This window comes from Williamsia sp. Y844 (assembly GCF_056786475.1).
Genome location: NZ_JBXCJB010000004.1, coordinates 458,495 through 485,077, shown reverse-complemented (window position 1 = coordinate 485,077; position 26,583 = coordinate 458,495). Strand labels below are relative to the sequence as shown.

Annotated in this window: 25 protein-coding genes; 16 read left to right on the top strand and 9 right to left on the bottom strand. The window is 63.5% G+C overall.

The features are described 5' to 3' along the window. The first annotated feature begins 63 nt into the window (after positions 1-63). Together purF and purM are read left to right on the top strand one after the other, a co-directional pair. Positions 64-1,617, top strand: coding sequence for an amidophosphoribosyltransferase (gene purF / locus AC1TQG_RS23420; protein WP_482140718.1), 1,554 nt, complete (start codon positions 64-66; stop codon positions 1,615-1,617). A gap of 222 nt (positions 1,618-1,839) precedes the next feature. Continuing rightward, positions 1,840-2,934, top strand: coding sequence for a phosphoribosylformylglycinamidine cyclo-ligase (gene purM / locus AC1TQG_RS23415; protein WP_482140716.1), 1,095 nt, complete (start codon positions 1,840-1,842; stop codon positions 2,932-2,934). A gap of 232 nt (positions 2,935-3,166) precedes the next feature. Here the strand turns inward: purM and AC1TQG_RS23410 are convergent, their stop codons facing one another. From AC1TQG_RS23410 to ygfZ, 3 genes are all read right to left on the bottom strand, one after another. Further along, entirely contained in the window at positions 3,167-3,346 is a 180-nt protein-coding gene (locus AC1TQG_RS23410) for a DUF3073 domain-containing protein (RefSeq protein ID WP_331889125.1), read from the bottom strand. 193 nt (positions 3,347-3,539) lie between these two features. Beyond that, positions 3,540-4,178 carry an MOSC domain-containing protein gene (locus tag AC1TQG_RS23405; RefSeq protein ID WP_482141443.1) on the bottom strand — a complete coding sequence of 213 codons (639 nt, stop codon included), beginning with the start codon at positions 4,176-4,178 and terminating at the stop codon, positions 3,540-3,542. Positions 4,179-4,236: 58 nt separating this feature from the next. Continuing rightward, entirely contained in the window at positions 4,237-5,370 is a 1,134-nt protein-coding gene (gene ygfZ / locus AC1TQG_RS23400) for a CAF17-like 4Fe-4S cluster assembly/insertion protein YgfZ (RefSeq protein WP_482141441.1), read from the bottom strand. Positions 5,371-5,400: 30 nt separating this feature from the next. On the opposite strand from ygfZ, the gene AC1TQG_RS23395 reads away from it, so the two are divergent. The 5 genes from AC1TQG_RS23395 to cydC all read left to right on the top strand — a co-directional run bounded on the left by AC1TQG_RS23395 (position 5,401) and on the right by cydC (position 12,727). Then, positions 5,401-6,312, top strand: a complete 912-nt coding sequence (locus AC1TQG_RS23395) for an aminodeoxychorismate lyase (protein ID WP_482140714.1) — start codon at positions 5,401-5,403, stop codon at positions 6,310-6,312. Between the two features lie 339 nt (positions 6,313-6,651). After that, a complete protein-coding gene (locus AC1TQG_RS23390) occupies positions 6,652-8,265 on the top strand; it encodes a cytochrome ubiquinol oxidase subunit I (protein WP_482140712.1) in 1,614 nt (537 codons plus the stop codon). A gap of 16 nt (positions 8,266-8,281) precedes the next feature. Further along, positions 8,282-9,343, top strand: a complete 1,062-nt coding sequence (gene cydB / locus AC1TQG_RS23385; protein ID WP_482140710.1) for a cytochrome d ubiquinol oxidase subunit II — start codon at positions 8,282-8,284, stop codon at positions 9,341-9,343. Continuing rightward, complete coding sequence (cydD, locus tag AC1TQG_RS23380) at positions 9,340-11,031, top strand: thiol reductant ABC exporter subunit CydD (RefSeq protein WP_482140708.1); 1,692 nt, start codon at positions 9,340-9,342, stop codon at positions 11,029-11,031. Before cydB ends, cydD begins: the two co-directional genes overlap by 4 nt. Continuing rightward, on the top strand, positions 11,018-12,727 hold the full coding sequence (gene cydC, locus AC1TQG_RS23375; RefSeq protein ID WP_482140706.1) for a thiol reductant ABC exporter subunit CydC: 1,710 nt from the start codon (positions 11,018-11,020) through the stop codon (positions 12,725-12,727). The genes cydD and cydC overlap by 14 nt, the downstream gene beginning before the upstream one ends. Positions 12,728-12,972: 245 nt before the next feature. Here cydC and AC1TQG_RS23370 read toward each other — a convergent pair whose 3' ends face one another. Then, complete coding sequence (locus AC1TQG_RS23370; protein ID WP_482141439.1) at positions 12,973-13,290, bottom strand: winged helix-turn-helix transcriptional regulator; 318 nt, start codon at positions 13,288-13,290, stop codon at positions 12,973-12,975. Positions 13,291-13,493: 203 nt separating this feature from the next. On the opposite strand from AC1TQG_RS23370, the gene AC1TQG_RS23365 reads away from it, so the two are divergent. Next, positions 13,494-14,372 carry an NAD(P)H-binding protein gene (locus tag AC1TQG_RS23365; RefSeq protein WP_482140704.1) on the top strand — a complete coding sequence of 293 codons (879 nt, stop codon included), beginning with the start codon at positions 13,494-13,496 and terminating at the stop codon, positions 14,370-14,372. On the opposite strand, the gene AC1TQG_RS23360 is transcribed toward AC1TQG_RS23365, so the two are convergent. From AC1TQG_RS23360 to AC1TQG_RS23345, 4 genes are all read right to left on the bottom strand, one after another. Then, entirely contained in the window at positions 14,360-14,974 is a 615-nt protein-coding gene (locus tag AC1TQG_RS23360) for a heme-binding beta-barrel domain-containing protein (RefSeq protein ID WP_482140702.1), read from the bottom strand. The two genes, AC1TQG_RS23365 and AC1TQG_RS23360, sit on opposite strands and share 13 nt — an antisense overlap. Positions 14,975-15,253: 279 nt before the next feature. Beyond that, positions 15,254-15,559, bottom strand: coding sequence for a DUF1416 domain-containing protein (locus AC1TQG_RS23355; RefSeq protein WP_482140700.1), 306 nt, complete (start codon positions 15,557-15,559; stop codon positions 15,254-15,256). A gap of 2 nt (positions 15,560-15,561) precedes the next feature. Next, positions 15,562-16,401, bottom strand: a complete 840-nt coding sequence (locus AC1TQG_RS23350; RefSeq protein ID WP_482140698.1) for a sulfurtransferase — start codon at positions 16,399-16,401, stop codon at positions 15,562-15,564. A 375-nt stretch (positions 16,402-16,776) separates the two neighbouring features. Continuing rightward, positions 16,777-17,589 carry an LmeA family phospholipid-binding protein gene (locus tag AC1TQG_RS23345; protein WP_482140696.1) on the bottom strand — a complete coding sequence of 271 codons (813 nt, stop codon included), beginning with the start codon at positions 17,587-17,589 and terminating at the stop codon, positions 16,777-16,779. Positions 17,590-17,769: 180 nt separating this feature from the next. Between AC1TQG_RS23345 and AC1TQG_RS23340 the strand changes: the two genes are divergently transcribed. The 8 genes from AC1TQG_RS23340 (at position 17,770) to AC1TQG_RS23305 (ending at position 25,878) form a co-directional block, all read left to right on the top strand. Next, the gene (locus AC1TQG_RS23340; protein ID WP_482140694.1) at positions 17,770-18,561 is read left to right on the top strand and encodes a winged helix-turn-helix transcriptional regulator; all 792 of its coding nucleotides are present in this window, start codon (positions 17,770-17,772) and stop codon (positions 18,559-18,561) included. Next, entirely contained in the window at positions 18,551-19,420 is an 870-nt protein-coding gene (gene mshD, locus AC1TQG_RS23335) for a mycothiol synthase (RefSeq protein WP_482140692.1), read from the top strand. Before AC1TQG_RS23340 ends, mshD begins: the two co-directional genes overlap by 11 nt. Before the next feature lie 247 nt (positions 19,421-19,667). After that, entirely contained in the window at positions 19,668-20,720 is a 1,053-nt protein-coding gene (gene pstS / locus AC1TQG_RS23330) for a phosphate ABC transporter substrate-binding protein PstS (RefSeq protein ID WP_482140691.1), read from the top strand. An 83-nt stretch (positions 20,721-20,803) separates the two neighbouring features. Continuing rightward, on the top strand, positions 20,804-21,820 hold the full coding sequence (gene pstC / locus AC1TQG_RS23325) for a phosphate ABC transporter permease subunit PstC (protein WP_482140689.1): 1,017 nt from the start codon (positions 20,804-20,806) through the stop codon (positions 21,818-21,820). A 1-nt stretch (position 21,821) separates the two neighbouring features. Next, the gene (gene pstA / locus AC1TQG_RS23320; RefSeq protein ID WP_482140687.1) at positions 21,822-22,715 is read left to right on the top strand and encodes a phosphate ABC transporter permease PstA; all 894 of its coding nucleotides are present in this window, start codon (positions 21,822-21,824) and stop codon (positions 22,713-22,715) included. Between the two features lie 92 nt (positions 22,716-22,807). Continuing rightward, positions 22,808-23,584, top strand: coding sequence for a phosphate ABC transporter ATP-binding protein PstB (gene pstB / locus AC1TQG_RS23315; protein ID WP_482140685.1), 777 nt, complete (start codon positions 22,808-22,810; stop codon positions 23,582-23,584). 46 nt (positions 23,585-23,630) lie between these two features. Then, positions 23,631-25,034, top strand: a complete 1,404-nt coding sequence (locus AC1TQG_RS23310) for an FHA domain-containing protein (protein WP_482140683.1) — start codon at positions 23,631-23,633, stop codon at positions 25,032-25,034. Then, positions 25,024-25,878 (top strand): serine/threonine protein kinase, encoded by an 855-nt coding sequence (locus tag AC1TQG_RS23305; protein ID WP_482140681.1) that lies wholly within the window; start codon positions 25,024-25,026, stop codon positions 25,876-25,878. The genes AC1TQG_RS23310 and AC1TQG_RS23305 overlap by 11 nt, the downstream gene beginning before the upstream one ends. 10 nt (positions 25,879-25,888) lie before the next feature. On the opposite strand, the gene phoU is transcribed toward AC1TQG_RS23305, so the two are convergent. Beyond that, positions 25,889-26,548: a phosphate signaling complex protein PhoU gene (phoU, locus tag AC1TQG_RS23300; protein WP_482140680.1), complete on the bottom strand. Its 660-nt coding sequence runs from the start codon at positions 26,546-26,548 to the stop codon at positions 25,889-25,891. Between the last annotated feature and the right edge of the window lie 35 nt (positions 26,549-26,583).

The following is a 26,583-nucleotide window of genomic DNA, read 5'->3' as shown; positions in this document are numbered from 1 at the left end:
GGCGAATCTCGTGCCCGTAGACTCGCTCGTACGCCCTCCAACAGCCCACCAATGGGAGTGCCAGTGACCGAGCTGTCGATAAACAGCAAGAATCTGCTCGATGCCGACCAGCCAGAGAACGAACCGCGTGAGGAATGCGGTGTTTTCGGTGTCTGGGCACCTGGTGAGGATGTGGCAAAACTCACTTATTACGGCCTATATGCCTTGCAGCACAGGGGACAAGAGGCCGCCGGCATCGCGACGGCCGACGGATCTCAAGTACTTGTCTTCAAAGACCTTGGTCTGGTGTCCCAGGTATTCGATGAGCAGACGCTCGGCGCCATGCAGGGCCACGTTGCAATCGGGCATTGTCGATACAGCACCACGGGGTCGACCACGTGGGAGAACTCGCAGCCGATTTTCCGGACCACCGCTGCCGGCACCGGTGTTGCGTTGGGACACAACGGAAACCTCGTCAACACCGCCGACCTGGCCAGTAAGGCACGCGATCTCGGCTTGATGGGTTCTCGTCGGGCCGGGGGCGCGACCTCGGATTCCGACGTGGTGGGCGCCTTGCTCGCCCACGGCGCTGCGGACGCAACCCTCGAGCAGGCCGCGATGGAATTGCTGCCGACGCTGCGCGGAGCCTTCTGCCTCACCTTCATGGATGAGCACACCCTGTACGCCGCGCGCGATCCGCACGGCGTACGCCCGCTGTGTCTGGGACGCCTCGATCGCGGCTGGGTGGTGGCGTCCGAAACCGCCGCACTCGACATCGTCGGTGCCTCCTACGTCCGCGAGATCGAACCCGGTGAACTCCTGGCCATCGACGCCGATGGCGTCCGGAGTAGTCGTTTCGCCGAGGCCACGCCCAAAGGCTGTGTCTTCGAGTTCGTGTACCTGGCCCGTCCCGACAGCGTGATCAGTGGCCGTTCGGTACACACCACCCGCGTCGAGATCGGTCGTCGCCTCGCCCGTGAGTTCCCGGCCGATGGCGACCTGGTGATCCCGGTTCCGGAATCAGGTACCCCGGCGGCGGTTGGATACGCCCAGGAATCGGGTATCCCGTACGGCCAGGGTCTGATGAAGAACGCCTATGTCGGCCGGACATTCATCCAGCCCTCGCAGACCATTCGCCAGCTGGGTATCCGGCTGAAGCTCAATCCCCTCAAAGAGGTCATCCGCGGCAAGCGCCTGGTTGTGGTGGACGATTCGATCGTCCGCGGCAACACCCAGCGCGCGCTCGTCCGGATGCTCCGAGAGGCAGGAGCGGCCGAGGTTCATGTGCGGATCGCGTCGAGCCCGGTGCGCTGGCCTTGCTTCTATGGCATCGACTTCGCGTCTCCGGCCGAACTGATCGCCAACGGCACCGACTCCGAAGAGCATCTGGTCGAAGGTGTTCGCCAGGCGATCGGTGCGGACTCACTCGCGTACATCAGCACCGAAGAGATGATCGCGGCCACCGAGCAACCTGCCTCGAATCTGTGTGCCGCCTGCTTCGACGGCAAGTACCCGATCGAATTGCCGCGCGAGACATCGATGGGTAAGGCGGTCCTCGAGACCATGCTCAAGAAGACGGCAACCGATCAGGAAGTCATCGCAGACAACGACAACGCCAGCGCTGTCCGACGTCCGTGAGAGCTGGTCAACCAGCGCAAACTGTGCTGGTTGACCAGTTCGACATCGCATGTCATCAGGATCGGCGAAGATCGGCTGCGGGTACATGCATGTCCGTACCCGCAGATTTCGAACCGCCCATCAGTAGTGGCTTGACCACGCTCGGGTAGCGTGAAGCCGGATTATTCACCGCCCCGGCAGGATTTTCCTGCCAACCTTTCGAGAACGGGAACCTGACGCAAGATGACCGACAACGAGCCCGGCGGCGCCTCTTACGCTGCGGCGGGAGTGGACATCGATGCCGGCGAGCGGGCAGTGCAGCTGTTCGCCCCGCATGCCAAGCGCACCCTGCGTCCCGAAGTCATGGGTGGCCTCGGCGGATTCGCCGGACTGTTCAAACTCAAGGACTACCGCGAGCCGGTGCTGGCATCGTCCACCGACGGCGTTGGCACCAAGATCGCAGTCGCTCAGGCGATGGGCAAGCACGACACAGTGGGACGCGATCTGGTCGCCATGGTCGTCGACGACCTGGTGGTCTGTGGCGCCGAACCGCTGTTCCTGCAGGACTACATCGCGGTCGGCAAAGTCGTGCCAGAAGTGGTGGCAGAACTGGTGAAGGGCATCGCCGACGGCTGTGTCGAAGCCGGCTGCACCCTGCTCGGTGGCGAGACGGCTGAGCATCCGGGCCTGATGGGCGAGTCGGACTACGATTTGTCTGCCACCGGCGTCGGCATCGTCGAGGCCGACTCCGTGCTGTCCCCGGACCGTGTTCGGCCCGGCGACGTTGTCATCGCGATGGGTAGCTCGGGTCTGCACTCCAACGGCTACTCGCTGGCCCGCAAGGTCTTGCTCGAGTGGGGCCACATGGATCTCGGCGGTCATGTCGAGGAGTTCGAACGGACCCTCGGTGAGGAACTGCTCGAGCCGACGCGCATCTACGCCAAGGACTGCCTCGCGCTTGCCGCCGAAACCGATGTACGCACGTTCTCGCACGTCACCGGTGGAGGCTTGGCAGAGAACCTCGCCCGCGTCATCCCCGGCGGTCTGGTGGCCGAACTGGACCGCGGTACGTGGTCACCGGCACCGATCTTCCAGATGATCGCCCAGCGTGGCCGCGTGGAACGCGCCGAGATGGAACGCACCTTCAACATGGGTGTCGGAATGGTCGCGGTCGTTGCACCCGAAGACACAGATCGGGCGCTGGCGGTACTGACCGCACGACACCTGGATTGCTGGGTGCTCGGCTCGATCAAGAAGTCTCATTCGACCAAGACAGAGCAGGTCAAGAGCGCAAAGAACGGGATCGCAGAACTGATGGGCGTACACCCGCGGTTCTGAATGCGCCTGAAAACGAAGAGGTTCGGTCGACGTTCGCGTCGACCGAACCTTTTTTGTATTCAGGCGGGAGTTCGTATCCGGACCTGATCGGGGATGTCGTCGGCGAGGGAGCAGTGTCGGCTCAAACGTCGCCTGGGTGGGGATATGCCAACAGCCCGCCTGAGGTCTAGCGCTTCAGGGGGCTGTCGAAAAAGGTATCGGGTCCCGGTTCAAACCGGGCCCACGACGGCCATCAGGCCCGCCGCCACCCTTCTTCATCGGACCACCGATCATCAGTGATCCCATCGTTCGGATCAACTGATTCGCTGCCCGACAGCTCTCGCTGCAAGCTGTCGAAGTCGGTGTTCGGTGAGCTGTACTTCAGTTCACGAGCAACCTTGGTCTGCTTCGCCTTCGCCCGGCCGCGGCCCATTGGGGACCCCCTCGCGCAATGAAGGGGCGGCCAAACGTGTGGCGGCCCCATTCTGTGTTTACAAATATGGTCGTGGAAGTCAGTCTACCGTGCCCGAAGGGGTGATGCGGACCAGCTCGTCCGCCGGTCGCGAAAATTAACAAACAGGGCACCGGATTTCAGGTCGGGAATCGACTGACCGGCCGCGTCGCGGTCACCTCTTTGCCAGCCGGTGCCAGCGGTTCGCGTCCCGGACCACTTTCGGCGGAAGATCGTTGATCGCGAGCAGTTTCTTCAGCGAATCGGTATCGGGCCCGGTGATCAGATGGCGCACCAGCACGCCGTGGTCTGGCCGTGAGACGACAGTGACCCGATCCCCGGCCCGGACCTGGCCGCCCTCGACGACACGGAGATAACAACCCACATCTGCCCGTGCGTAGAAACGCTTGATCCAGTGGTCTTCCTGCGCCCAATCAGCGAATGTGCGGCACGGAGTGCGGGCAATGGTCACCTCGAGCAGCAGGCGCTCACCGACCTGCCACTGCTCGCCGATGGTGGCGTCGGTGGTCGCGATCCCGGAGATGCGCAGGTTCTCACCGAACCATCCGTAGGGGAGTTCACGCCCTAGTTCGCCGGCCCATCGCCGAGCTTCGTCGTCGCCGTATGCGTACACCGCCTGATCGATTCCGCCGTGGTATTTGGTGTCGCAGACATGGTCGATGGTGAGGCCGAACTCGTCGACGTCGACGGGGCCCTCGACTGCTCGCTTGTCGATCGCACTGTGTCCGACTTCACCGGCGAGGGCATGTTCTTCGTGCACGGCGCAGACAGCGAGCACCGTGCCCTTCGCCAGGCTCAACGGCCCTTCAACTTGTCTGCCCGGGGCCTGGCCAAGGTGCTGCGCACGCCGACTACCGGCCCTTCAACTTGTCGATGGCAGCACGTCCGGCTTGGACGCGGTCATCAGCCGACACCGACGACGGGTCGATTGCGGCACTGGCGCCGTTGATGTCGAGCTGGGTGTCGGCCGGTACGCCGCGTTTGATGAGGGCCAAGGCGATCGGGCCGTACTCGAAGTGGTCGACGACGGTGCCGACACGGCCAACGGCGCGGCCCCCGACAGTGACCGGATCACCGGTGGCCGGTCGGTGCTCGGCGCTGCCGTCGAGGTGCAGCAACACCATCTGTCGTGGCGGCTTGCCGAGGTTGTGCACCCGGGCGACCGTCTCCTGGCCCCGGTAGCAACCCTTGTTCAGGTGAACCGCACCCAACTCGTCCGGTGAGCCGATCCAATTGACCTCGTGCGGGATCGTGCGTTCGTCGCTGTCGATCCCCAGACGGGGACGCAATGCAGGCACGCGCAGCGCCTCGTAGGTCCACATCCCGGCTGGACGCGCGCCGACCGCGGTCAGGCTCTTCCACCATGCGATGAGCTGGTCGGCGGGGATGACCAGATCGATCGATTCGACCGACGCGTGATCACCCAGGGCGGGCATCACCCGCCAGAAACCGCCGTCGGGCAACTTTCCGGCGTCATAAACCGTTGCCGCACTTGGAATCTGTAGTAGCTGCGCGATCGCCCCGGTGCGGGTGGCAGGTCCGAGCAGCGTCAGTACCGCCATATCGGGGCGGGGAGCAACCTCGACCTTCGCCCAGAAGACCATCTTCTGCAAGAAACCGGCCAGCGGCTCGGACCGCGATGGCTCGGTGTCGATCCAGGTCGTCCCATCGAGTTCGGTCAGTACGAAGTGGTCCTCAACCCTGCCGTTGCCGTCCAGACTCAGGTTTTCGGCACTGCGACCGTCCGCGAGATCGGTGACGAATTGGCTCGAGATCGTGTTGAGCCAACTCAGGCGCTCGTCCCCGGTCAGTGCGATCACACCGCGGTGGGAACGGTCGATGACGGCCGCGGAAGTGGTGGCGGCACGCTGCTCACCGAACGGGTCACCGAAATGCCAGGCCACGGCTTCATCCGGCGTATTTTCCAGGCCGCCGACGGCTCCTGAGGGGCGCAATGATTCCAACAGTTCAGTCACCTTCCCAATGGTACGAGTGTGGTCGCTACCCTTGCCGCTATGGCTCAACCAATTCTGGTGACTGTTGACGGTGCTGTTCTCGACCCGGACGTGCCGATCCTGCATGCCGACGACCTCGCCGCCGTGCGCGGCGACGGTGTTTTCGAGACGCTGCTGGTGCGTGACGGCACGGCCCGCTGCGTCGAACTACACCTGCAGCGGCTCTCGCGCAGTGCGAAGGCGCTCGATCTGCCCGCCCCGGACGAAGAGCAGTGGGCCGAAGCAGTCGCCACCGGCGCCCGCGTCTGGACCGAGGCGAACGACGCGGCAGAGGGGCTGATGCGGCTGGTCTACTCGCGTGGACGTGAATCGGCACCGGTGGATGCGGTGGCGGCCAAAACGGGCAGCCAGACCGGATTGACGCGTGATGGTGGTGGCGCCACCGAGTACCTGACCGTCGGGCCGGTGGCCGAGCGGGCGTCGAAGGTGCGTGAACACGGGGTCAAGGTGATCACCGCTTCCCGTGGCTACTCCGTTGACCTCGCAGCCGCGGCGCCCTGGCAGCTGTTGGGTGCCAAGACGTTGAGTTACGCCACCAACATGGCGGCCCTGCGCTACGCCGCCGATCAGGGCGCCGATGACGTCATCTACACCAGCAGCGAGGGACTCGTACTCGAAAGTCCCCGCTCGACCGTGATCGTGGTCAACGGCAAGACGTTGACCACTCCGCCGGCGGAATCCGGCATTTTGGAAGGCACCACCCAGCAGGCGTTGTTCGCACAGGCCGAAAAAGAGGGGTGGGAAACCAAGATCGCGCCATTGAGTCCGGCCGATCTTGTGTGCGCCGAGGCGGTCTGGTTGGTATCGAGCATCACGCTCGCCACCAGGGTCACAGAACTGAACGGCTACACGATGGTGACGCCGGATCATCCGGAAGACTTTTCCGCGCTGGTCGACCGCGCCGTCGAGTAAGGCCCGCCGAAGTGTCGCGGCGTCGCCTGTTCTGGGGGACGCCGCCTTTTCGCGTTTATTTCCCTTTTCGCGTTTATCTCATTGACGGCGCGCGGCGCCTGTGGGTGCTCTATTTTTAGTTATGCATACCGTCGCCATGAACAGGCGATCGAGGTGTCGCGGTGTAGAGCAGCACGGCCCGGGTCGAGGGTCCCGGCCGGTGCGGGCCCTTGTGCCCCATTCTGTCGAAAGTGGCCATCAGCACAGCAAATATGCGCTAAACGCCTTGTTCGGCTTCGGTTCAGAGGCGTAATCTGCAGCTACTACCGACCGTAGTAGACCTCCGGCGATTGAGAAAACATGGACGCACTCGACGTCTCCCGATGGCAGTTCGGCATCACCACCGTTTACCACTTCATCCTGGTCCCGCTGACGATCGGGCTGGCGCCGATGGTGGCGATCATGCAGACCGTTTGGGTGGTGACAGGCAAGGAACAGTGGCTTCGGGCCACCAAATTCTTCGGCAAGATCCTGCTGATCAACTTTGCACTGGGCGTGGCCACCGGCATCGTTCAGGAGTTCCAGTTCGGGATGAACTGGAGCGAGTACAGCCGATTCGTCGGGGATGTTTTCGGCGGACCATTGGCGCTGGAAGGCCTCGTGGCGTTCTTCCTGGAGTCGACGTTCCTGGGCCTGTGGATCTTCGGCTGGGACCGGCTGCCGAAAAAAGTGCACCTCATGACGATCTGGATGGTCGCGATCGGTGTCAACGCGTCGGCCTGGTTCATCGTCGCGGCAAACTCGTGGATGCAACATCCGGTGGGTGCGCAGTGGAATGAGGAAAAGCAGCGTCCGGAGCTGAAGAGCTTGTGGGACGTGATGACCAACAGCACCACACTGGCTGCCTTCCCACACACGATCGCGGGATCGTTCCTCACTGCGGGCACGTTGGTCGCCGCCATCGGAATCTGGTGGATGGTCCGAAACATGCGACGGGCCAAGAAGCTTCGGGAGAGTGTGCCGGTCGGTGTGAGCTCCGGTGAGGGAACGGTTGCGGTCGCGGACGATCCTGAGCCGTCGATGCACGGCAAGACCGCTGACCAACTCGAGCACGATGCGCGAACCCTGTACCGCCCGGTGACGCGCCTGGCGTTGTGGATCATGATCGTCAGTGGTGTGGCCCTGGCCATCACCGGTGACCAGCAGGCAAAGCTGATGTTCGAGCAACAGCCCATGAAGATGGCATCGGCGGAATCGTTGTGTACCACCGAAACCGGGGCAGGTTTCTCGATTCTGGCAATCGGGACGCAGAACAACTGTGAATCGGTGACACACCTCATCGAGATTCCCAACATGCTCTCGTTCCTGGCCGACAACAACTTCAACTCGACGTTGCAGGGTGTGGAGGAACTGCAAGCCGAGCACGTTGCCAACTTCGGTCCCGGCAACTACAAGCCCAATCTGTTTGTCACATACTGGGCATTCCGGGCAATGATGGGCTGGGCGCTCGGGTCGGCGGCTCTGGCGGTGCTGGGGCTGTGGTTCATGCGCCGCGGCCGAATACCGGATTCGAAGAAGTTTGCCACCTTTGCCATCTGGATGATCCCGACTCCCTTCCTGGCCAACAGTTCGGGGTGGATCTTCACCGAAATGGGCAGGCAGCCTTGGATGGTGGTGCCCAACCCGGCAAATCAGGGTGACACCAACGGGCTCGAGAGCATCCATCTGACGGTTCAAGAAGGGGTGAGTCAACATTCGGGTTACCTGGTCCTGGCCAGCCTGCTCATCTTCACGTTGCTGTACGGCGCACTCGGTGTCATCTGGTTCGTGCTGATCCGCAAGTACACCAGGGAAGGGCCGACCCCTGCCGATGCCGGCCCGCCGATCAACGGTCCGGGTGATGGCCCGGAGCGGCCCGAGTCGGACGACCGGCCGGAATCCGATGAACCCAAGCAACTGTCGTTCGCGTACTGAGGACTGAGGTAGATCAATGAGTCTGGCAGAGTTCTGGTTTTGTTTGGTGGGCTTTCTGTTCCTCGGATACTTCGTACTCGAGGGGTTCGACTTCGGTGTCGGCATGCTGTTGCCCTTCCTCGGCCGCCCGAAGAACGGCATACCCGGCGATACCCGTCGCCGGGCGATGATCAACACGATCGGACCGGTGTGGGATGGCAATGAGGTCTGGCTGATCACCGGTGGCGGCGCGCTGTTCGCGGCCTTTCCGAACTGGTACGCAACGATGTTCACCACTTTTTACATTCCCCTGTTCCTGATCTTGTTCGGTCTGATCGTCCGCGTCGTGGCCATCGAATGGCGCGGAAAGATCGACGACCCGCGCTGGCGTTGGTGGGCCGACTTCGGCATCGGTCTGGGGTCGTGGTTGCCTGCGATCCTGTGGGGCGTCGCATTTGCAAACCTGGTGCGCGGTTTGCCGATCGACGGTGACGAACAGTTCACCGGTAACTTCTTCGACCTGCTCTCCCCATACGCTCTGCTCGGTGGTGTGGCCACGGCAATGCTGTTCGCCACCCATGGTGCGGTGTTCCTGGCCCTCAAGACGGCTGGTGACCTGCAACGAGAATCGATGAAGACGGCGTTCGCGCTTGCCGTCCCCACCACGGCTGTTGCTGCTGTCTGGGGTCTGTGGACGCAGATCGCCTACGGCCAGGGCTGGACGTGGATCGCGCTGGGGGTGGCGGCAGTGGCGATCATCGCCGCGACCGGGTTGGCGTATCTGCGACGTGAGGGTTGGGCCTTTGTCGCCACCTGCTTTGCGATCGCCGGCGTCGTGGTCCTGATCCTCGGGTCGATGTTCCCCAACGTGATTCCGTCTACGCTCGATCCGGCCTTCGACATGACAGTCGAAGGCAGCGCGTCGAGCCATCACACGCTGGTGGTGATGACCTGGGCCGCGGCCATCTTCACCCCGTTGGTGCTGTGTTATCAGGGCTGGACGTATTGGGTGTTCCGCCAGCGCATTTCCACGAGTCAGATTCCGCCGTCGATCGGCCTGCCCTTGCGCCGACCGAAAGTGGTCGAGCAGTCGAAGTGACCTCGGCGACACCGGCGGCATCCGGCCCGCCGATTGATCCACGGCTGTGGCGCTATTCGCGGACCTCGCGCCGGTATTTGATCCTGACGGTGCTGATGACGATCACACAGGTGATTTGCGTGATCGTCACCGCCGCGATGGTTGCGTCGATCCTGTCCGAGCTGATCGTGTCGCCGGATCGGCGCAGTCTGGACGCCCAGGCCTGGCACCTGTGGACGTTGGGCGGGGCCATCGCGGTACGGGTGATGGCGGTGTACATCCACGACCGATACGCGCACCGGGCCAGTGCCGGGGTGATCGCGGACCTGCGCCGAGAAGCGCTTGCTGCGGTATCGGATCCGGCCCGGACCCCGCCCCGTGAACGCCTGGCGCGGCGCAATCGGCTCGCCACGATCCTCACGCAGGGACTCGAAGCTCTGGGCCCGTATCTGACGGGATACATTCCAGCGCTGCTGCTCTCGGTGGTGGCGATCCCGGTGCTGGTGGTCGTGATGGCGATGGCCGATCTGACCTCTGCCGTCATCGTCGTGATCACTTTGCCTCTGATCCCGATCTTCATGATCTTGATCGGTCGCCTGACGCGGGATCGAACCGCTGATCGGCTTACGGCGATGAGCCGCTTGTCCTCTCAGCTTCTCGACCTGATCGCGGGGATACCGACCTTGCGTGCGTTGGGGCGCGAGCGGGAGCCGGCCGCCCGGGTCGGCGAACTCGGGCAGGCGCATCGACGCAGTACGATGCAGGCGTTGCGGGTGGCGTTCCTGTCGGGTGCGGTGCTGGAGTTCCTCGCGACGTTGTCGGTGGCGTTGGTGGCGGTCAGCATCGGCCTGCGTCTGGTGCACGGCGAGATGGGCCTCTACGGAGGTGTGCTCGCGTTGATCCTTGCGCCCGAGGTGTACCTGCCGCTGCGGACGGCCGGTGCACAGTTCCACAATTCGGAGGCCGGAACAGCCAGTGCACGTGAGGTATTCGAGATCATCGAGGGTGGGGCCACCCAACGCTCGGTGGGAAGCCGAACGGTGGCTGTCGCCGGAGCCAAGATCGTCGTGGCCGGTCTGGGTGTGCATGGCCGCGACGGCTGGGCGCCGCACGATCTGTCCGCGACCATCACGCCCGGTCACCTGACAGTGCTGACCGGCCCGAACGGGGCCGGGAAATCGACGGTACTGTCGGCCATCCTGGGCCTGCAGTCACCGCAGGAGGGTTCAGTCCTGATCGGCGATGTGCCGGTCACCGAACTCGATCAGCAGGCGTTGTGGGAGCAGGTGGCCTGGCTGCCCCAACATCCGGTCCTGGTGCCGGGCACAGTCGCGGAGAACTTCGCGATGACAGGTCCGGTAGGGGACAGCGAGCGCGATTTCGGTTGCCGGGCCAGCGGATTCGACTCCGTGCTGGCCGGTCTCCCTGACGGCTGGCAAACGATCCTGGGCAGTGGTGGAGTGGGACTGTCCGCCGGACAGCGACAACGTCTAGCACTGGCCCGGGTACTCGCCTCGCCTGCGCCGCTCTTGCTGCTCGACGAGCCCACCACCCACCTCGATGCCGATGCAGAGTTGGCGGTGGCGCGCGCGTTGCAGTCGCGGGCTGTGGCAGGCGATACCGTCATCGTGGTCGCCCATCGTCCGGCGATGCTGGCCGTTGCCGACGACATAGTCGAAGTCACCGGGGTGACCTATGCCGAACACTGACAACATATCTGCTCATCGAGGCCTTCGCGGCGATCCGCTCTGGCGGGCGCTGGGCCTACTGGGTCTGCGCGGCCGTCCGGTGGCCAGGTCGTTGCTTCTCGGAATCCTGGGAGCGGGCAGCGCCCTGGCCCTGGCCGCCCTGTCCGCGTGGTTGATCACCCGGGCCTGGCAGATGCCGCCGGTGCTGTACCTGTCGGTGGCTGTGACATCGGTTCGGGCACTGGGTATCTCCCGAGGCCTGTTCCGGTACCTCGAACGGCTCGCCACCCACGACCTGGCATTTGATGCGATGTCGACGGCGCGCAGTCGACTCTATCTGGCACTGGCCGGGGGCCCGGCCGGGTATTCGGTAGGGCTGCGGCGCGGAGAGTTGTTGTCGCGGACGGGGACTGACGTCGACGAGATCGGCAATGCGCTCATCCGCGCGATCATCCCGATCGGGGTGTCGGTCGTGGTGTCCGGTGCGGCGGTGGCGATCATGGCGATCGTGTCGCTGTGGGCGGCGCTGGTACTGGCGGTCGCATTGGTGGTCAGCGGTGTGATTGCGCCGTGGCTGGCGGTCCGGGGCGCCCAGAGCGCAGCGCGGGCCGAGGCCGCAGCCCAGACGCGCAACGCAGGCGCGATCATGACCCTGCTCGACCATGCCGCAGAACTGGCGGTTGCCGGGCGGCGTCAGGTGCTGCTCGACGAGGCCCGAACCGCCGAGACCGATGCTGCCGATGCCGGTGATCGTGGTGCCAGGCAAGGTGCCTGGGCCGGTGCCGCGGTTCCGCTGGCGGTCGGGGTGTCGGTACTGGCCGCGGCTCTGGTCGGGATCGGACTCGCCGATGGGGCATCCCCGATGGCGCTCGGTGTGCTGATCCTGCTGCCGCTGAGCGCATTCGAATCGACCGGGCCGATGACCGAGGCGGCGCTGCAGCTTCAGAAGAGCCGAAACTCTGCTCGCCGGATCATGTCGATGGTCGACCGGGCCGACGATTTCGAGCAGCCGGCGCCGACGGTGACTACGGGCACGGACCCGAACGCAGTGGTGGCCAGTGGTCTGCGCTGGGGTTGGCCGGGTGGCGAGGTGTTCGGTGGTGACAACGGGATCGACCTCGACATCGAACCGGGGTCACGGATCGCGATTGTCGGACCGAGCGGGTGTGGGAAGTCGTCGTTGCTCCTCACCCTGGCCGGCCTGTTGACGCCGGTGGCGGGTACGGTCACCCGGCCCGACGACAACGTCGTCCGCTACTTTGCCGAGGACGGTCACATCTTCACGACCAGCGTCCGCGAGAATCTGCTGGTCTCGCGCGGTGATGCCTCCGATGCCCTGATCATCGACACGATCAATCGGGTCGGGCTCGGTGATTGGGTGGCCGGACTCCCTGCGGGAGTCGACACTCCGCTGGATGCCGGTGCGGACTCGATCAGCGGAGGTCAGCGTCGGCGTTTGCTGCTCGCACGCGCGCTGATCAACGAAGCGCCGATACTTTTGCTCGATGAGCCGGGGGAGAACCTGGACCGCGCCGATTCTGATCGATTGCAGTCCGAACTGCTCGACGCATCCACGACAGCGTTGGTCGAGCCGGACCGGGCGGTCGTGGTGGTGACCCATCGCCTCCCGGCCCGTCACCATGCCGATCTGGTGTTGACCCTCCCCGAGGTTTCGCCGACAGAAAATACTGTTGCCGAGTCGCGGTACCGGGAGTAGCTTCGTCGGTACACGAGGAAGGAGGTGGTCTGAAATTGATTTCTAGGACACGTGAGGTGACCATCAGCTAACCGGCCGATTGGTGGATTACCTTGTACCCCAATTGGTATGGAGAGAAATCCACGTTGGTCACCGGACCCCCGCACCCCCGGCCTCGTCCTGGTCGGATACCCGCTGCTCAGTGGGTGGTGCGGGGGTCTGCCCGTTTTTTCGCGGGTTGGGGAGGCCGGGTCCACGCATCGCGATCAGGACTGGCGGTCGGCTGCCTCGCGGGCCGCGACGATGTGCCGGCTGTTCGTCTCTGACCACAGCCGAAGGGCGTCCACCGGGCCCATCAACGAGACGCCGAGTTCGGTCAATTCGTACTCCACGCGCGGTGGGATCTCTGGGTAGACCGTGCGCAGGACCAGTCCGTCGTGCTCCAGGCCGCGCAGGGACTGCGTCAGCACTTTCGGGGTCACCACGCCGATCATCTCGCGGAGTGCGGTGAATCGAATCGGCCCGTTACGCAGGGCGATCAGGACGAGCAAGGTCCATCTTTCGCCGAGTCGCTCGACGACCATGCGGCTCGGACAGGATGGTTTGAGGACGTCACCGTGGAGGGGACGCAACGGAGCTCGGCGAACCTCGTCTGGCGGGAACTCAAGGGCGGCATGGCCGGTGGGCTGGATGCTTTCCATCAGGTAAGTATGGCACGTTGAAGTCACCGGTATCTGGCAGATAGTGTCCTGATCACAGGCCATTTATCCACTGTGAAAGGTGAGACATGACAATTCTGCTGACCGGGGCGACCGGCTATATCGGGGGAGCGGTTCTCGACGAGTTCATCGCACGGGGCACGGCAGTGACGGCGCTGGTGCGCTCGGAGGAGGCTGCCGGGACCGTGCGGGATCGAGGTGCCGACGCGCTGGTCGTCGACCTCTTCGATGTTGCTGCGGTGCGCCGTCTACTTGCCGACGCCGACGGAGCCGTCCACACGGCGAGCCCGGGTGACGCCACCAGCAGCGCACTCGACTCGGCGGTCATCGATGCCGTGACAACTGCGTTCGACGGGACGGGCAAACCGTATGTCCACACCAGTGGCATGTGGCTGTGGGGATCGAATACCGGGTTTGTGGACGATTCTCCGCTCGATCCGCCCGCCATCGTCGCGTGGCGGGTGGAGCAGGAAGACCGGCTGCTCGAGTCGTCGGTGGCGGCCACGATCGTTGCTCCGGGAATCGTGTACGGCGACGGTGGTGGAATCCCGAACCTCGTCGTCGATGCACCAGGTGTCGGGTCCGGGCAGGTATCACTCATCGGTGACGGTTCTGCACACTGGGGACTGGTTCACGTCCGTGATCTTGCGCAGCTGTATGTGCTTGCACTGCAGAGCAACCCGGGAGGGAGAGTGATCGGTGTCAGTAGTACGGCATCGGTGGTCGATCTTCACGAGGCCGCACACCCCGGAGCAGAATTGATCCCCGCGACCGTGGAAGACACGCGATCACGCCTGGGTGCCGCGTTCGCAGACGCGTTACTGATGGATCAGGTGGTTGGCGAGTCGTTGCGCGCCTACGCCCTGGGTTGGCAGCCGAACCGAGATGGGCTGCACGAGGAGTTGGCTGCGGGCTATCGCGCCGCCTCCGCCATTCACCCGACGTAGCGGCGCAGTTTCGCGGACGCCCGGGGAACCAGGTCACCGTCGCTGTCCATGCGTTCCTCGACGTACGCGAGGTCGCCGTCTTCTACGAGACCGTAGAGACGCTTGGCGCCGCCGGCCTGGTGACCCGACGCGGACTTGATCACCACGTCGGTGGCCAGCTCCCAGCTCGTCTGGTTCAACGGGGTGCCGTAGAAGAGTTCGATCCATCCCTCGGCATGGGTGAGGAGAAGTTCGATGACATCGTCTGCGCCGATGCGCCAGAAGCCGGATTCGCGGAGGTCGGGCGTGACCTCATCGCTGTCCTCTGCGGTGACCCATGAGCGGGACTCCCAGCTGAGGTAATTCTGGCCGTCGTGGCTGATGATCACCTGCTGGCCGAAACGGTAGTCGCCGGTTTCGGGGTGATTACCTTCCCCTTCACCACGCCAGACCCCGACCAACGGCAACAACGCCAGCAAGCCCGGATGGAGATCCGGACCCTGGCGAAGGTTGGCGGTGTCGTCGGGCAGCGGCAGGTCAGGCAGCGACGGGATGTTCCTGCTGCCGGTTTCCTGAGCCTTGATGGCGGCCTGATTGACCGCCTCGTTGCCAGAACGGGTCACGATTCGTCTGTGACCAGCCGGTAGAGCACGTAAAGGCCGAACCAGACGATCAGAACGCTCGCCAGTACCAACAACGCTTCGAAGAAGATGACCACCTGAGTATTCTAGCGTCCGCCCGGATCGCGTTGCGTGTGGGGATTCCCTCACTTTTGCCGAGCCGTCATGGCGTCTGAGCGAGGGTCGACCGGGGGAGCAGGTATGGGGTGCTTCCTCTCTGGACGCACGAAGGCCCGGTCCACCTCGAAAGGTGAACCGGGCCTTCGTCAAGAGCCGAGGCTCTTACTTGCTGACGGTCACGTTCTGCTCGTGCACGCCGGCACCTTCGGGCTTCACGATGACGTCACCGTTACCGGTGGACGACAGCGCGCGCAGCGTCCAGGTTCCGGGGGCGGCGAAGAAGCGGAAGTCGCCGGTACCGCTGGCGACAACCTCGGCGGTGAACTCGCCGGTTCCATCAAGCAGGCGCACGAATGCGCCGGCCACCGGGTTGCCGTCGGTGTCGAGCACCTGGCCGGTCAACACGGTCTCTTTTTCGGTATCGACACCGGCGGGCAGATTCTGTCCCTGTTTAGGCGCAGCACACATGATTACTTGTTCTCTCCCAGCTCGATCGGGGCGCCGACAAGTGAGCCGTATTCGACCCAGCTGCCGTCGTAGTTCTTGACATTCTTCTTACCGAGGATCTGATCGAGCACAAACCAGGTGTGGCTTGAGCGCTCGCCGATACGGCAGTAAGCGATGGTTTCCTTGCTCTCGTCGAATCCCTTGTCGGCGTACAACTTTGCCAGGTCTTCGTCCGACTTGAAGGTGCCGTCCTCGTTGGCAGTGGTGCTCCACGGGATGTTGATGGCTCCGGGGATGTGGCCCTTCTGCTGAGCCTGCTCCTGCGGGAGGTGAGCCGGCGCGAGGATCTTGCCGGAGAACTCATCGGGGCTACGCACGTCGACGAGGTTCTTGCTGCCGATGGCGTTGATGACCTCATCGCGGAAGGCGCGAATGCTGGTGTCGGGTTCTTCGGCCTTGTAGGTCGCGGCCGACAGGGTGACCTCGTCCTTCGACAGCTCGCGGCCGTCGAGTTCCCACTTCTTGCGGCCGCCGTCGATCAGCTTGACGTCCTTGTGGCCGTACAGCTTGAAGTACCAGTACGCGTACGCGGCGAACCAGTTGTTGTTGCCGCCGTAGAGGACAACGGTGTCGTCGTTCGAAACGCCCTTGGCCGACAGGAGTTCGGAGAACTGCTCCCGGTTCAGGAAGTCGCGACGAACGCCGTCCTGCAGGTCCTTGCGCCAGTCCAGGCGAATGGCGCCTTCGATGTGGCCGCCTTCGTATGCCGAGGTGTCTTCGTCGACCTCGATGAAAACAGTCTTGTCGGCCTTCAGGTTCTGCTCAGCCCAATCAGCGCTGACCAGGACATCGGAGCGAGCCATGGTTTTCCTTTCGTAGAGGGGTATTGCGTTCAGGTGTTGTTCGGTGATCGAAAGAGATCGGGACGTGCGGGTGACGTGAGGTGATCGCCTTGGAACAGCGCAGAGCTGTCCAGGAGGCGCACCGGCATACGGGGCACAGAGAAATACTGTGAAAAGCCCGTCGACTACCGGCTCAGACAGCAACAGTTGGCGATACGACAGAAGTCGATCGCCCGGCGACGTGTGAGCATCAACTCACGGCCCAGTTGCATGAGCGCCAGACTACCGCAGGCATGCAACCCACTTTGGTCCAGCTCCGCTTCGCTCCGTGTCCAGCCCCGCTTCGCTCCGTGTCCGGCCAATGGCCCAACTCCGCTTCGCTCCGTGTCCGGGTTTTCAAGACCCTTGCCAGAACTCGGCCGCGGTCACCACCAGCGGTTTCGGATCGGCGGTGAGAACCACGTCACTGCCCTCGGTTGCCGCCGACGATGCAGGCAGCGACCACGGGAGCGGGAGAACGGGCAGTGTCCGAGAGAACTGTGACAACACGTCGGGCAGCTGCTGCGGCGAGACATCTGAGTCGACGTGGTCCGCGGAGCCCGAGTAGATACCGGTTGCGTCGATCCGCAAAGCGCCACCGCTGATCGACAGATCGGCGGAAACACTGACTTTCTGGTGGTCGGTAGCCCGAATGTGACCGACATTACCCACTTTTGGCAAACTGATCGTCGCGGTCAGAATGATGCCTGAGTCGGCAGAAAGGATGCCGTCGCCGGGTCCGCCTCCGCCGGCCTTGTCCTCGGGTGCAGGTGTTGTGACGGTGAGGTCGTCGAGACCCAGGAAACGGCCCAGGTTCACCGAATCGATCTTCAGTGAGCCGCTCACCTTGTCGACCCGTAATTGTGTCTGTTTCCCGATCAGCCAGGCGCCGCCGACCCGTTCGACACCGGACAGGTTGGAGCGGAGGTCCCCGCGCCGGCCATTTCCCAGGTCAGTGCCCCTGGCGGTGATACCGATCCGGTCGTATTCGTTGCTTGCGGCGGCGGCGATAAAGGGGAAACCGGTGATCGTGACCTCGGGGTCGAACTCCAATTCGGAGGCTGTTCGCAGGGCCTGGGAATAATGGTGCTCCGCGTAGGCGGCGGTGGCGAAGTCGATGCCGACCGCAGCGAGGACGACGATGAGCACGCCGACCAGCAGTTTGCGCACCTAAACCCTTCTTTACGTGGACTTTGGGCCCTTGGTCACCGTGGCTGACCGTCGCTGTTCATTCGCCAACAAGGGACTTGTTAACGGGCTGAGACCGATATGGCGCTATTCTGACATCTGTCTCGCACACGTTGGTAAGGCAGCGTACATAAATACGTACCTTCGAGATCGGAGTGGTTTGTGGATCTCTTGTTACTGACAGCCGATCCCACCCCTGAGTCTGTACTGCCGTCGTTGTCACTGCTGGCTCATACCGTCCGCGTAGCGCCCACCGAGGTGTCGTCGCTGATGGAAGCTGGAAATGCAGACGTAGCCATCGTCGATGCGCGTTCTGATCTGGCAGCCGCACGCGGTCTGTGTCGGCTACTGGGGAGTACGGGCTCATCGGTGCCCGTCGTTGCTGTATTGACCGAGGGCGGCCTGGTGGCCGTGAACTCGGAGTGGGGTCTTGACGACTTCCTGTTGCCGGCCACAGGTCCGGCCGAATTGGACGCGCGACTTCGTCTGCTTGTGGTTCGCAGTCGTGGCGTCACCGCAGAAGAAGCCAGTGGCAAGGTCACACTCGGTGATCTGGTCATCGACGAGGGCACGTACACCGCGCGGTTGCGGGGACGCCCCCTCGATCTGACATACAAAGAGTTCGAGTTGCTGAAGTACCTCGCGCAGAACGCCGGCCGGGTGTTCACCCGTGCACAGTTGCTGCAGGAGGTGTGGGGCTACGACTTCTTCGGTGGCACCCGCACCGTCGACGTACATGTCCGACGACTCCGCGCAAAGCTCGGCGCCGAGTATGAGGCGCTGATCGGAACCGTGCGCAACGTCGGATACAAGGCCGTGCGGCCAAGCCGTGGCGGACGAACATCGGATTCGAACGGAACTGTCACGGACGGAACAGAATTGGATGGCCTTGTCGAAACCGATGAGGTCGAGTTCCCGGACGCGGAGTTAAGTTCCAGCACCAATGGGAGCTGAATCGGGCAGCCCGGAGTTCGCCGGGCGAATCAAGGAGATTCTCGACGCCGCGACGGCCGTTGACGGCGTCGCGCCGTTGGGGGAGCAGGCCGTCAACGGTGTCGGCCGTCCCGGCGTCGTAGAGGTCACCGTCAGCGACGACGACCAGATCGTCGGGTACGCCAACGTGACTCCGGCGCGCGGTGACGAACTGGCGGTGATCGAATTGGTGGTCGATCCGGACCACCGACGCAAGGGTCACGGCAGGACACTGCTGGGCGAGACGCGTAAGCGCGTCACCGGTGATGTCCGGGTCTGGGCGCACGGCGATCTGCCTGCCGCGCGGGCCCTGGCCGCGGCTTCCGGGCTGACTGCGCGACGCCAATTACTGCAGTTGCGCCGGCCACTGCCGAATCCCGCCTTGCCGGAACTGGTCGTCCCCGATGATGTGGTGCTCCGAACATATGCCGGACCCTCTGACGATGCAGAGATCATTCGCGTCAACAATGTGGCGTTCGCCTGGCATCCGGAACAGGGCGGCTGGGGATCGCAGCAGATCGAAGAACGTACAAGCGCGGCATGGTTCGATCCGGCCGGGCTGTTCCTGGCCTTCGACGCGGCAGACCCGCACCGGTTACTCGGGTTCCACTGGACCAAGATTCACACCCCGTCGCTGGGCGAGGTCTACATCGTCGGCGTCGATGTCGCGGCGCAAGGCCGTGGTCTCGGCCGCCTCCTGACCCTCGCCGGTCTGCACTACCTTGCTGAGCAGGGAGTCGACGAAGTCGAGCTCTACGTCGAGGGCGACAACACCGCCGCTCTGAACACCTACAGCAAGCTCGGATTCGAGCAATACGCGATCGATGTGGCCTACGGCTGACCGACCATCAGGTGTCCGGCGGACATCAGATCGTCGTAGAGGTGGCATGTAGGTGAACATTGGGTGGACACCTCTGGTTTCCCCTGCGAGAGCGCCGTCTAGGGGGCGATGTTGTATTCATCTGCGGTTCACCACGCGTAGGTAATCCAGACATGACGGACCTCTAGCTTTCAACAGGTGACGCATTGAGCGTCGGGTGACGGCTCGAATCGCGAGATGTCACGGAAAGTCCATGGAGGAGTCTTCGGTGAGAATGAAGTCAAGTGCTGCGCTCGTCAGTGCGGCTGCGGTTACTGCTCTGGTGCTGTCTGCGTGTAGCAGCGAAGAGAGCGGTGGCACCGTCAGCGGTGAAGGATCAACCGCGCAGCAGAAGGCGATGGAACACTTCCAGGTTGTGGTCGCCGACAATGGCGGCGTCGTGCTGAATTACACCGGTTCGGGTTCAGGTGACGGTGTTGCCAAGTTCTTGAGCAGCGACGTCGACTTCGCCGGTTCGGACTCGCCACTGAAGGGCGAGGAGATCGCCGAGGCGAAGACCCGCTGCGCCGGCAACGACGCATGGCACATCCCGATGGTGGCCGGTCCGGTCGCGATCGCTTACAACCTGCCCGGGGTCGATGGTCTTGTCCTCAACCCGGCCGTGCTGGCGGGCATCTTCGACTCGAAGATCACCACCTGGAACGCGCCCGAGATCGCAGCTCTGAACCCGGGCGTTGAACTGCCCGCCACCGCCATCGTGCCGGTGCACCGCAGCGACAGCTCGGGCACCACAGACAACTTCCAGCGTTTTCTGCAGAACTCGGCGCCGCAGGCCTGGCCGTACGAGCACGACAAGGCCTTCCAGGGTCAGGGTGGTTCGGGTGCGGCCAAGTCGACAGGTGTCGGTGACACCGTCAAGAAGACTCCCGGCTCGGTCACCTACGTCGAGTGGGGATTCGCCGAGGAGAACGGTCTGGGTATCGCGCAGGTCGACTTCGGTGTCGGTGCCACGGAGCTGAACGGTGATACCTCGGCCAAGGCGCTCGACGCGGTCGAGTTCAAGGACCCGGCGTCCAAGGACCTGATCGTCGACACCGACGCGTTGTACGGGCTGAAGGAGGAGGGCGCATACCCGCTGCTGCTGACGCCGTACTCGATCGTCTGCTCCGCAGGCTACGAAGGTGACGTCTCGAAGACCCTCAAAGATGCGTTCACCACCATTCTGAGCGATGGCCAAGAGGGACTGGCAGAGTTGGGCTACACCCCCCTGCCCGAAGAATACAAATCCAAGCTGCAGTCGACCATCGACGCACTGGCCTGATCGAGTAGGCGAGGGTGACCGTAAAGAAAAAGCGGTAGAAGGCGATGACAGAGACTGACGATACGACGAGGGCGAAAGGGCTTATGAGCTCCTCGACGACTCAACCCGGTACCACCACCGGTGGAGGCGGGACAACAGAACCGGCCGGGTCGCAGATCAAGTCCGGCGGTTCGGCGATTCGACTGGGAGACCGGATTTTCCGGACCCTTTCGGTCGGATCCGGCATCTTCATCTCGGTGATCATCGGATTGATCGCACTCTTCCTGGTGATCCAGGCGGTCCCCTCGATGCTCGACAACGAGGCGAACTTCTTCACCTACTCGGGCCCGTGGAGTACCGATCCCGGGAACATGAAGTTCGGCATCCTGGGCCTGCTCTACGCGACGTTGGTGGTGTCGATCATCGCGTTGCTGCTGGCGATGCCGATCGCACTGGGTATCTCGATATTCCTGACCGAGTACGCACCAAAGCGGCTGGTGAGTCCGATCGCCTACGTGATCGATCTGCTCGCCGCAGTGCCGTCGATCGTCTACGGCCTGTGGGGCATCTTGGTCCTGGGGCCCGCACTCGTGCCACTCAACGAATGGCTCGTGGGCAACCTCGGTTTCATGCCGCTCTTCCAGGAACCATCTCAGGTGACCAACATGTCGACCGGCGGAACGATGCTCACCGCAGGCATCGTCCTGGCTGTGATGATTTTGCCGATCATCACTTCGGTGACCCGAGAGGTGTTCGTGCAGACACCGGCTGGGCATCGTGAGGCGGCGCTGGCGCTGGGCGCGACCAAGTTCGAGGTCGTCCGGGTGGCGGTGATCCCGTTCGGATTCTCCGGGTACATCAGCGGATCGATGCTCGGCCTGGGACGTGCCCTCGGCGAAACAATGGCGCTACTGCTCATCATCTCGACGGCGGGCCCGATCGACTTCAACCTCATGGAGAGCGGCGAAACGTTCGCGACGAAGATCGCCAACAATGCCGCCGAGTTCGATTCACCGTCGAAGACCGGTGCCTACATCGCCGCCGGCCTCGCGCTGTTCGTGCTGACGTTCATCGTGAACTCTGCGGCACGGGCCGTCATCAGCGGAAAGAAGGCCAAGTGACATGACAACTCTCGACACGAGCACTGCACCGGTCAAGCGCACACCCTCGGGCTTCACACCGGTCAAACGAAGTCGCAAGATCGGCGACAAGGGTGCCGCGATCATGGTCACGGCCGCCGTCGTCATCGCCATGATCCCGTTGGCATGGTTGGTCTGGACGCTGATCTCCCGCGGATTGTCGACCATTCTCGACGCCGAGTGGTGGCAGAAGTCGGAACTGCGGGGCGGAGCGCTCAACGCGATCATCGGCACGCTTCAACAGACTGCGCTGGCCGCGGTCATCGCGATCCCCATCGGCATCTTCGTGGCGATCTACCTGGTGGAGTACGGCAACAATTCGGTGCTCGCCCGGATCACCACCTTCATGGTCGACATCCTCTCGGGTGTGCCGTCCATCGTGGCCGCGCTGTTCATCTACGCGGTGTGGCGCACCACGTTCGGGCTGCCGCGTTCGGGATTTGTGGTCGCGCTGGCGTTGGTGTTGCTGATGGCACCGATCGTGGTCCGGGCGACCGAGGAAATGCTCAAGGTCGTCCCGCAGGATCTGCGGGAGGCGTCGTACGCCCTCGGCGTGCCCAAGTGGAAGACGATCGCGCTGATCGTACTTCCCACAGCACTGTCGGGCATCGTCACCGGCGTGATGCTGGCGATAGCGCGCGTGATGGGTGAATCGGCGCCGGTCCTGATCCTGGTCGGCTCGACAAAGGTGATCAACACCAACCCATTTGAAGGTAACCAGCAGTCGCTGCCTTTGATGATGGTGCAGCAATACAACAACGGTCCCGGCGCCTTCGACACGGTGTGGGGCGCGGCGTTGACCCTGGTGATCCTGGTGGCGATCGTGTACTTCGGCGCCAAGCTGGTCTCCAAGGTGTTCTCGCCCAAGAAGTTTTGATGTCACAGCAGTTCTGATGATCACAGAGATTCTGACGCGACGCCCACCCCCCGACGCCCGCCGGCTCCAGTAGCGAACGAAAGTACAGATTCATGGCAAAGCGCCTCGATATCAAAGACCTGAACATCTATTACAGCGCCTTCCACGCGGTAAAGGACGTGAGCCTGGAAGTGCCGCCACGCTGCATCACCGCCTTCATCGGTCCGTCCGGTTGTGGCAAATCGACGGTGCTGCGCACGCTCAACCGCATGCATGAGGTCACCCCGGGTGCCCGCGTCGAGGGCAAGGTGTTGCTCGACGGCGAGGACATCTACAGCAAAAACATCGACCCGGTGTCGGTGCGTTCCACCATCGGCATGGTGTTCCAGCGGCCGAACCCGTTCCCGACGATGTCCATCAAGGACAACGTGGTCGCCGGCCTTCGCCTGCAGGGCTTGCGGGACAAGAAGAAGCTCGACGAGGTCGCCGAGCGCAGCCTGCGCGGTGCGAACCTCTGGGAAGAGGTCAAGGACCGTCTCGACAAGCCCGGTGGCAGCCTCTCCGGCGGTCAGCAGCAGCGTCTGTGCATCGCCCGCGCCATCGCGGTCTCGCCTGAGGTGCTGTTGATGGACGAGCCCTGCTCAGCTCTCGACCCGATCTCGACGCTGGCCATCGAAGAGCTGATCAACGAGCTCAAGAAGGACTTCACCATCGTCATCGTCACCCACAACATGCAGCAGGCTGCCCGTGTCAGTGACCAGACGGCGTTCTTCAACCTGGCCGGTGTCGGTCAACCGGGACAACTGATCGAGGTCAGCGATACGGAGACGATGTTCTCCAACCCCGCGCAACGGGCCACGGAAGACTACATCTCCGGTCGATTCGGCTAGTCCGAACGATTGTCGCCTGGCCCCGAACGGGTGAAAATCCGGCGGCATGGGTGATGATGGGGGAGTGACGGTCAAACATCCGGTCAGCGTGCTGCCTGGTCGTGGCATCGCTCTCCGGCGCGGACCGTCGCTGCTGCTCATCGATGCCGATCCGATGAAAAGCAGTGCGACACTGACTGATCTTGCGCGGATCGCCACAGAACTGCCGTCCGAGTCCGGGACGCAGGAAAGTTCTCGACTGCGGTCACTGACCAAGTGGTTGCTGGCCAACGAAGACAACAGTCCCGACTTCGCGGTCATCTCGACCGATTCCCGCGGCGGGCTCGAGGTATTCGTCTACGGCGGCGCGACCGCGCGGATGTACGTCACCGAACTCGCGTCCCCAGAGGTGGTGCGCGGGGCCGACTCCGGGTTCCTGGTCCAGCGCAGTTATCCCAGCAGCCTCTATGCGGTCGCCGTCACCATCGACGAGACGGACCCGCTCTCCGGCGGTCCCATCGGAGCCTCCGGGATCGCGCCGTCGCACATCTTTTCCCTGGAGAAGGGTGCAGCCCCGGGAGCCGGGATGATCCTGTGGCCGTCCGCGTCGCCGTCCACCGACAGTGCGGTCTACATGATCCCGCAGACCTCGCCGGTGGCCGATGCACCGGAGTCCACGCCGCTCATGGTCGGTGCCACCGACAGCGACGCCGAAATACGTTTGGCACCACCGATGTTGTCCGTTCGGCTCGACGATCACGAAGAGGTGACGCAGAGCGCCCGGAGTCCGCTCCCCATCGTCGGCGGCCCGCGTAAACCCGCCGGGTTCCGTCAAGGTGTTGCCGAACCGACGCTGGTCCCACCCCAGGATGTGTTGGATTCGGCGCTGTCATCGGCGCCGACCGACGTGGCCAACCGCCCTGTCAAAGTCGCCAACTCGAGAGTGCCTGCACGCGAGCAGAAGCTGCAGATCCACGGATTGCTCTGTGTCAACGGGCATATCAACGATCCGCGCCTCCCGGTCTGCACGCGCTGCGGTATCAGGATCGACCGGCACACAGGCGCGTTGGTGCAAGGACCGCGACCGCCCTTGGGGCTGTTGGTGATCGACGACGGTTCCACCTACGTCGTGGCCGGAGATCTGTTGATCGGCCGTGACCCCGAACCGATGGTCGCCGGCCGCGGTGGGGTGGCCGCCGGCGGGATCGGGCCTTTGGACCCGATCCGGATAAACGACACCTCCGGTTCGATGTCGCGCGCGCATTGTGAACTGCGCCTTGTGGATTGGGAGGTTCGCGTGATCGATGCCGGTTCGGTCAACGGCACCCATGTGCGACATCCCCGAGCTCCCGGCTGGATCACGTTGCGACGTGGGCAAGAAGCTGTGCTCTACCCGGGATCGCAGTTGCGGGTGGGTAGCCGATCGCTGCTGTTCGAGTCTCCACATGGGAGGGTGAGCGATGTACGTTGATCCGCCGTCGGGATCCGGTGAACGTAGACCGCCCGCCGCGATTGCCGACTACCAGATCGTCCGGTCCCTCGGCGCGGGCAGTCACGGGATCTCGTACCTCGCGGTGACGCCGGAGCGGCTCTCACTTGGTATTGAACATGTTGTGCTGAAGGTCTTTTCGAACCCGGTGGGCGAAGATGCATTTCACCGCGGCGTCCGTGAACTCCGAACATTCTCCGAAGTCCGTTCGGCGTACCTGCTTCGGTTGTACGAGGCAGCATTGGGCGATCAGTTCATGTACTCCATGGACTACCTGGCGGGCGGATCGATGGCTGCGCCCGCCATGCCACTGCAACGCGAACAGGCGTTGGCGGTACTCGAAGGCGCCGCACGGGGGGCTCACGACTTGCACGAGGCGGGTCTGGTCCACGGTGACATCAAGCCCGCCAATGTGATGATCGGCGGCGATCAGGACAGGCCGGCAGGTGTGCTCAGTGCGCTGGGCCTGGCACGGGTGATCACAGCGGCGACCGCGGTCAGCGGCGTCGGATCATCGGCGACGCTCGAGTTCGCGGATCCCGATATGCTGGTCGGCCAAGCGCCCTCGCGGGCAACGGATCTGTGGGCGCTGGGAGCGACGATTCATCGGACGCTGACCGGTGAGGGGCTCTATGGCGAGCTGCCGGACATGCAACCGCTGGTGGCAATCCGGACAGTGCAGTCGACCAAGCCCGAACTCAGCGCTGCGCTCTCAGCTGCCGAACGGGATCTGGTGTCGGAATGCCTTGCACCGCATAGTGACCGATTCCGGACCGCGGCCGAACTCGGCGATCGTATCGCCGAGATCGCCGCGGACAGCCGATGAGTGCCGGGGGTCAGACCTCGGAGAACTGCTCCGGTGTCTGACCGGTTGCCTGGAAGACCACGCGACGGCCGATGAGGACTGCGTGATCTGAGAAGCGCTCGTAGTAACGGCCGAGCAGCGTGACATCGACGGCGGCGGCCACGCCGTACGGCCAGTCACGATCCATCAGAACGGTGAACAGATGCCGGTGCAGATCATCCATGGCATCGTCATCGTCCTGCAGTTTCAGTGCGTCTTCCGGGTTCTGGGTGTTGAGAACCTCTCGAGCACTCGATGCCATGGCGACGGCCAGGCGGCCCATCTCGGCGAAGTAGCCGTTGACTTCCTCCGGGAGAGCCTTGGCCGGATGACGTCGGCGGGCCACCTTCGCGACGTGCAACGCCAACGCGCCCATCCGCTCGATGTCGGCGACAATCTGAAATCCGCTGACGATCGCCCGCAGGTCGCCGGCCACCGGCGCCTGCAGTGCAAGGATGGCGAAGGCCCGTTCCTCGGCTGTGGTCGACAGGGTCGTCAGCCGTTCGTGGGCGCCGATGACCTCTTCGGCCACGGCCAGATCAGCCTGTAGCAAGGCTTGGGTGGACCGCTCCATCGCGATCCCCGCCAACTCACACATCTGTCCCAGAACTCCGTTGAGTTCTGCCATCTGCTCAATGTACGCACTACGCATATCCCCACCGTACTGCCACAAGCAGGGCAAATGGT

Bases quoted from the DNA above. Each gene is read 5' to 3' on its own strand.
- AC1TQG_RS23355 (WP_482140700.1), bottom strand. From the start codon at position 15,559: ATGTGTGCTGCGCCTAAACAGGGACAGAATCTGCCCGCCGGTGTCGAT.
- AC1TQG_RS23410 (WP_331889125.1), bottom strand. From the start codon at position 3,346: ATGGGCCGCGGCCGGGCGAAGGCGAAGCAGACCAAGGTTGCTCGTGAA.
- mshD (WP_482140692.1), top strand. From the start codon at position 18,551: ATGGGAGCTGAATCGGGCAGCCCGGAGTTCGCCGGGCGAATCAAGGAG.
- AC1TQG_RS23350 (WP_482140698.1), bottom strand. From the start codon at position 16,401: ATGGCTCGCTCCGATGTCCTGGTCAGCGCTGATTGGGCTGAGCAGAAC.
- pstC (WP_482140689.1), top strand. From the start codon at position 20,804: ATGAGCTCCTCGACGACTCAACCCGGTACCACCACCGGTGGAGGCGGG.
- cydB (WP_482140710.1), top strand. From the start codon at position 8,282: ATGAGTCTGGCAGAGTTCTGGTTTTGTTTGGTGGGCTTTCTGTTCCTC.
- AC1TQG_RS23370 (WP_482141439.1), bottom strand. From the start codon at position 13,290: ATGGTCGTCGAGCGACTCGGCGAAAGATGGACCTTGCTCGTCCTGATC.
- AC1TQG_RS23310 (WP_482140683.1), top strand. From the start codon at position 23,631: ATGGGTGATGATGGGGGAGTGACGGTCAAACATCCGGTCAGCGTGCTG.
- AC1TQG_RS23365 (WP_482140704.1), top strand. From the start codon at position 13,494: ATGACAATTCTGCTGACCGGGGCGACCGGCTATATCGGGGGAGCGGTT.
- purM (WP_482140716.1), top strand. From the start codon at position 1,840: ATGACCGACAACGAGCCCGGCGGCGCCTCTTACGCTGCGGCGGGAGTG.
- phoU (WP_482140680.1), bottom strand. From the start codon at position 26,548: ATGCGTAGTGCGTACATTGAGCAGATGGCAGAACTCAACGGAGTTCTG.
- cydC (WP_482140706.1), top strand. From the start codon at position 11,018: ATGCCGAACACTGACAACATATCTGCTCATCGAGGCCTTCGCGGCGAT.
- AC1TQG_RS23390 (WP_482140712.1), top strand. From the start codon at position 6,652: ATGGACGCACTCGACGTCTCCCGATGGCAGTTCGGCATCACCACCGTT.
- AC1TQG_RS23395 (WP_482140714.1), top strand. From the start codon at position 5,401: ATGGCTCAACCAATTCTGGTGACTGTTGACGGTGCTGTTCTCGACCCG.
- AC1TQG_RS23305 (WP_482140681.1), top strand. From the start codon at position 25,024: ATGTACGTTGATCCGCCGTCGGGATCCGGTGAACGTAGACCGCCCGCC.
- pstA (WP_482140687.1), top strand. From the start codon at position 21,822: ATGACAACTCTCGACACGAGCACTGCACCGGTCAAGCGCACACCCTCG.
- pstB (WP_482140685.1), top strand. From the start codon at position 22,808: ATGGCAAAGCGCCTCGATATCAAAGACCTGAACATCTATTACAGCGCC.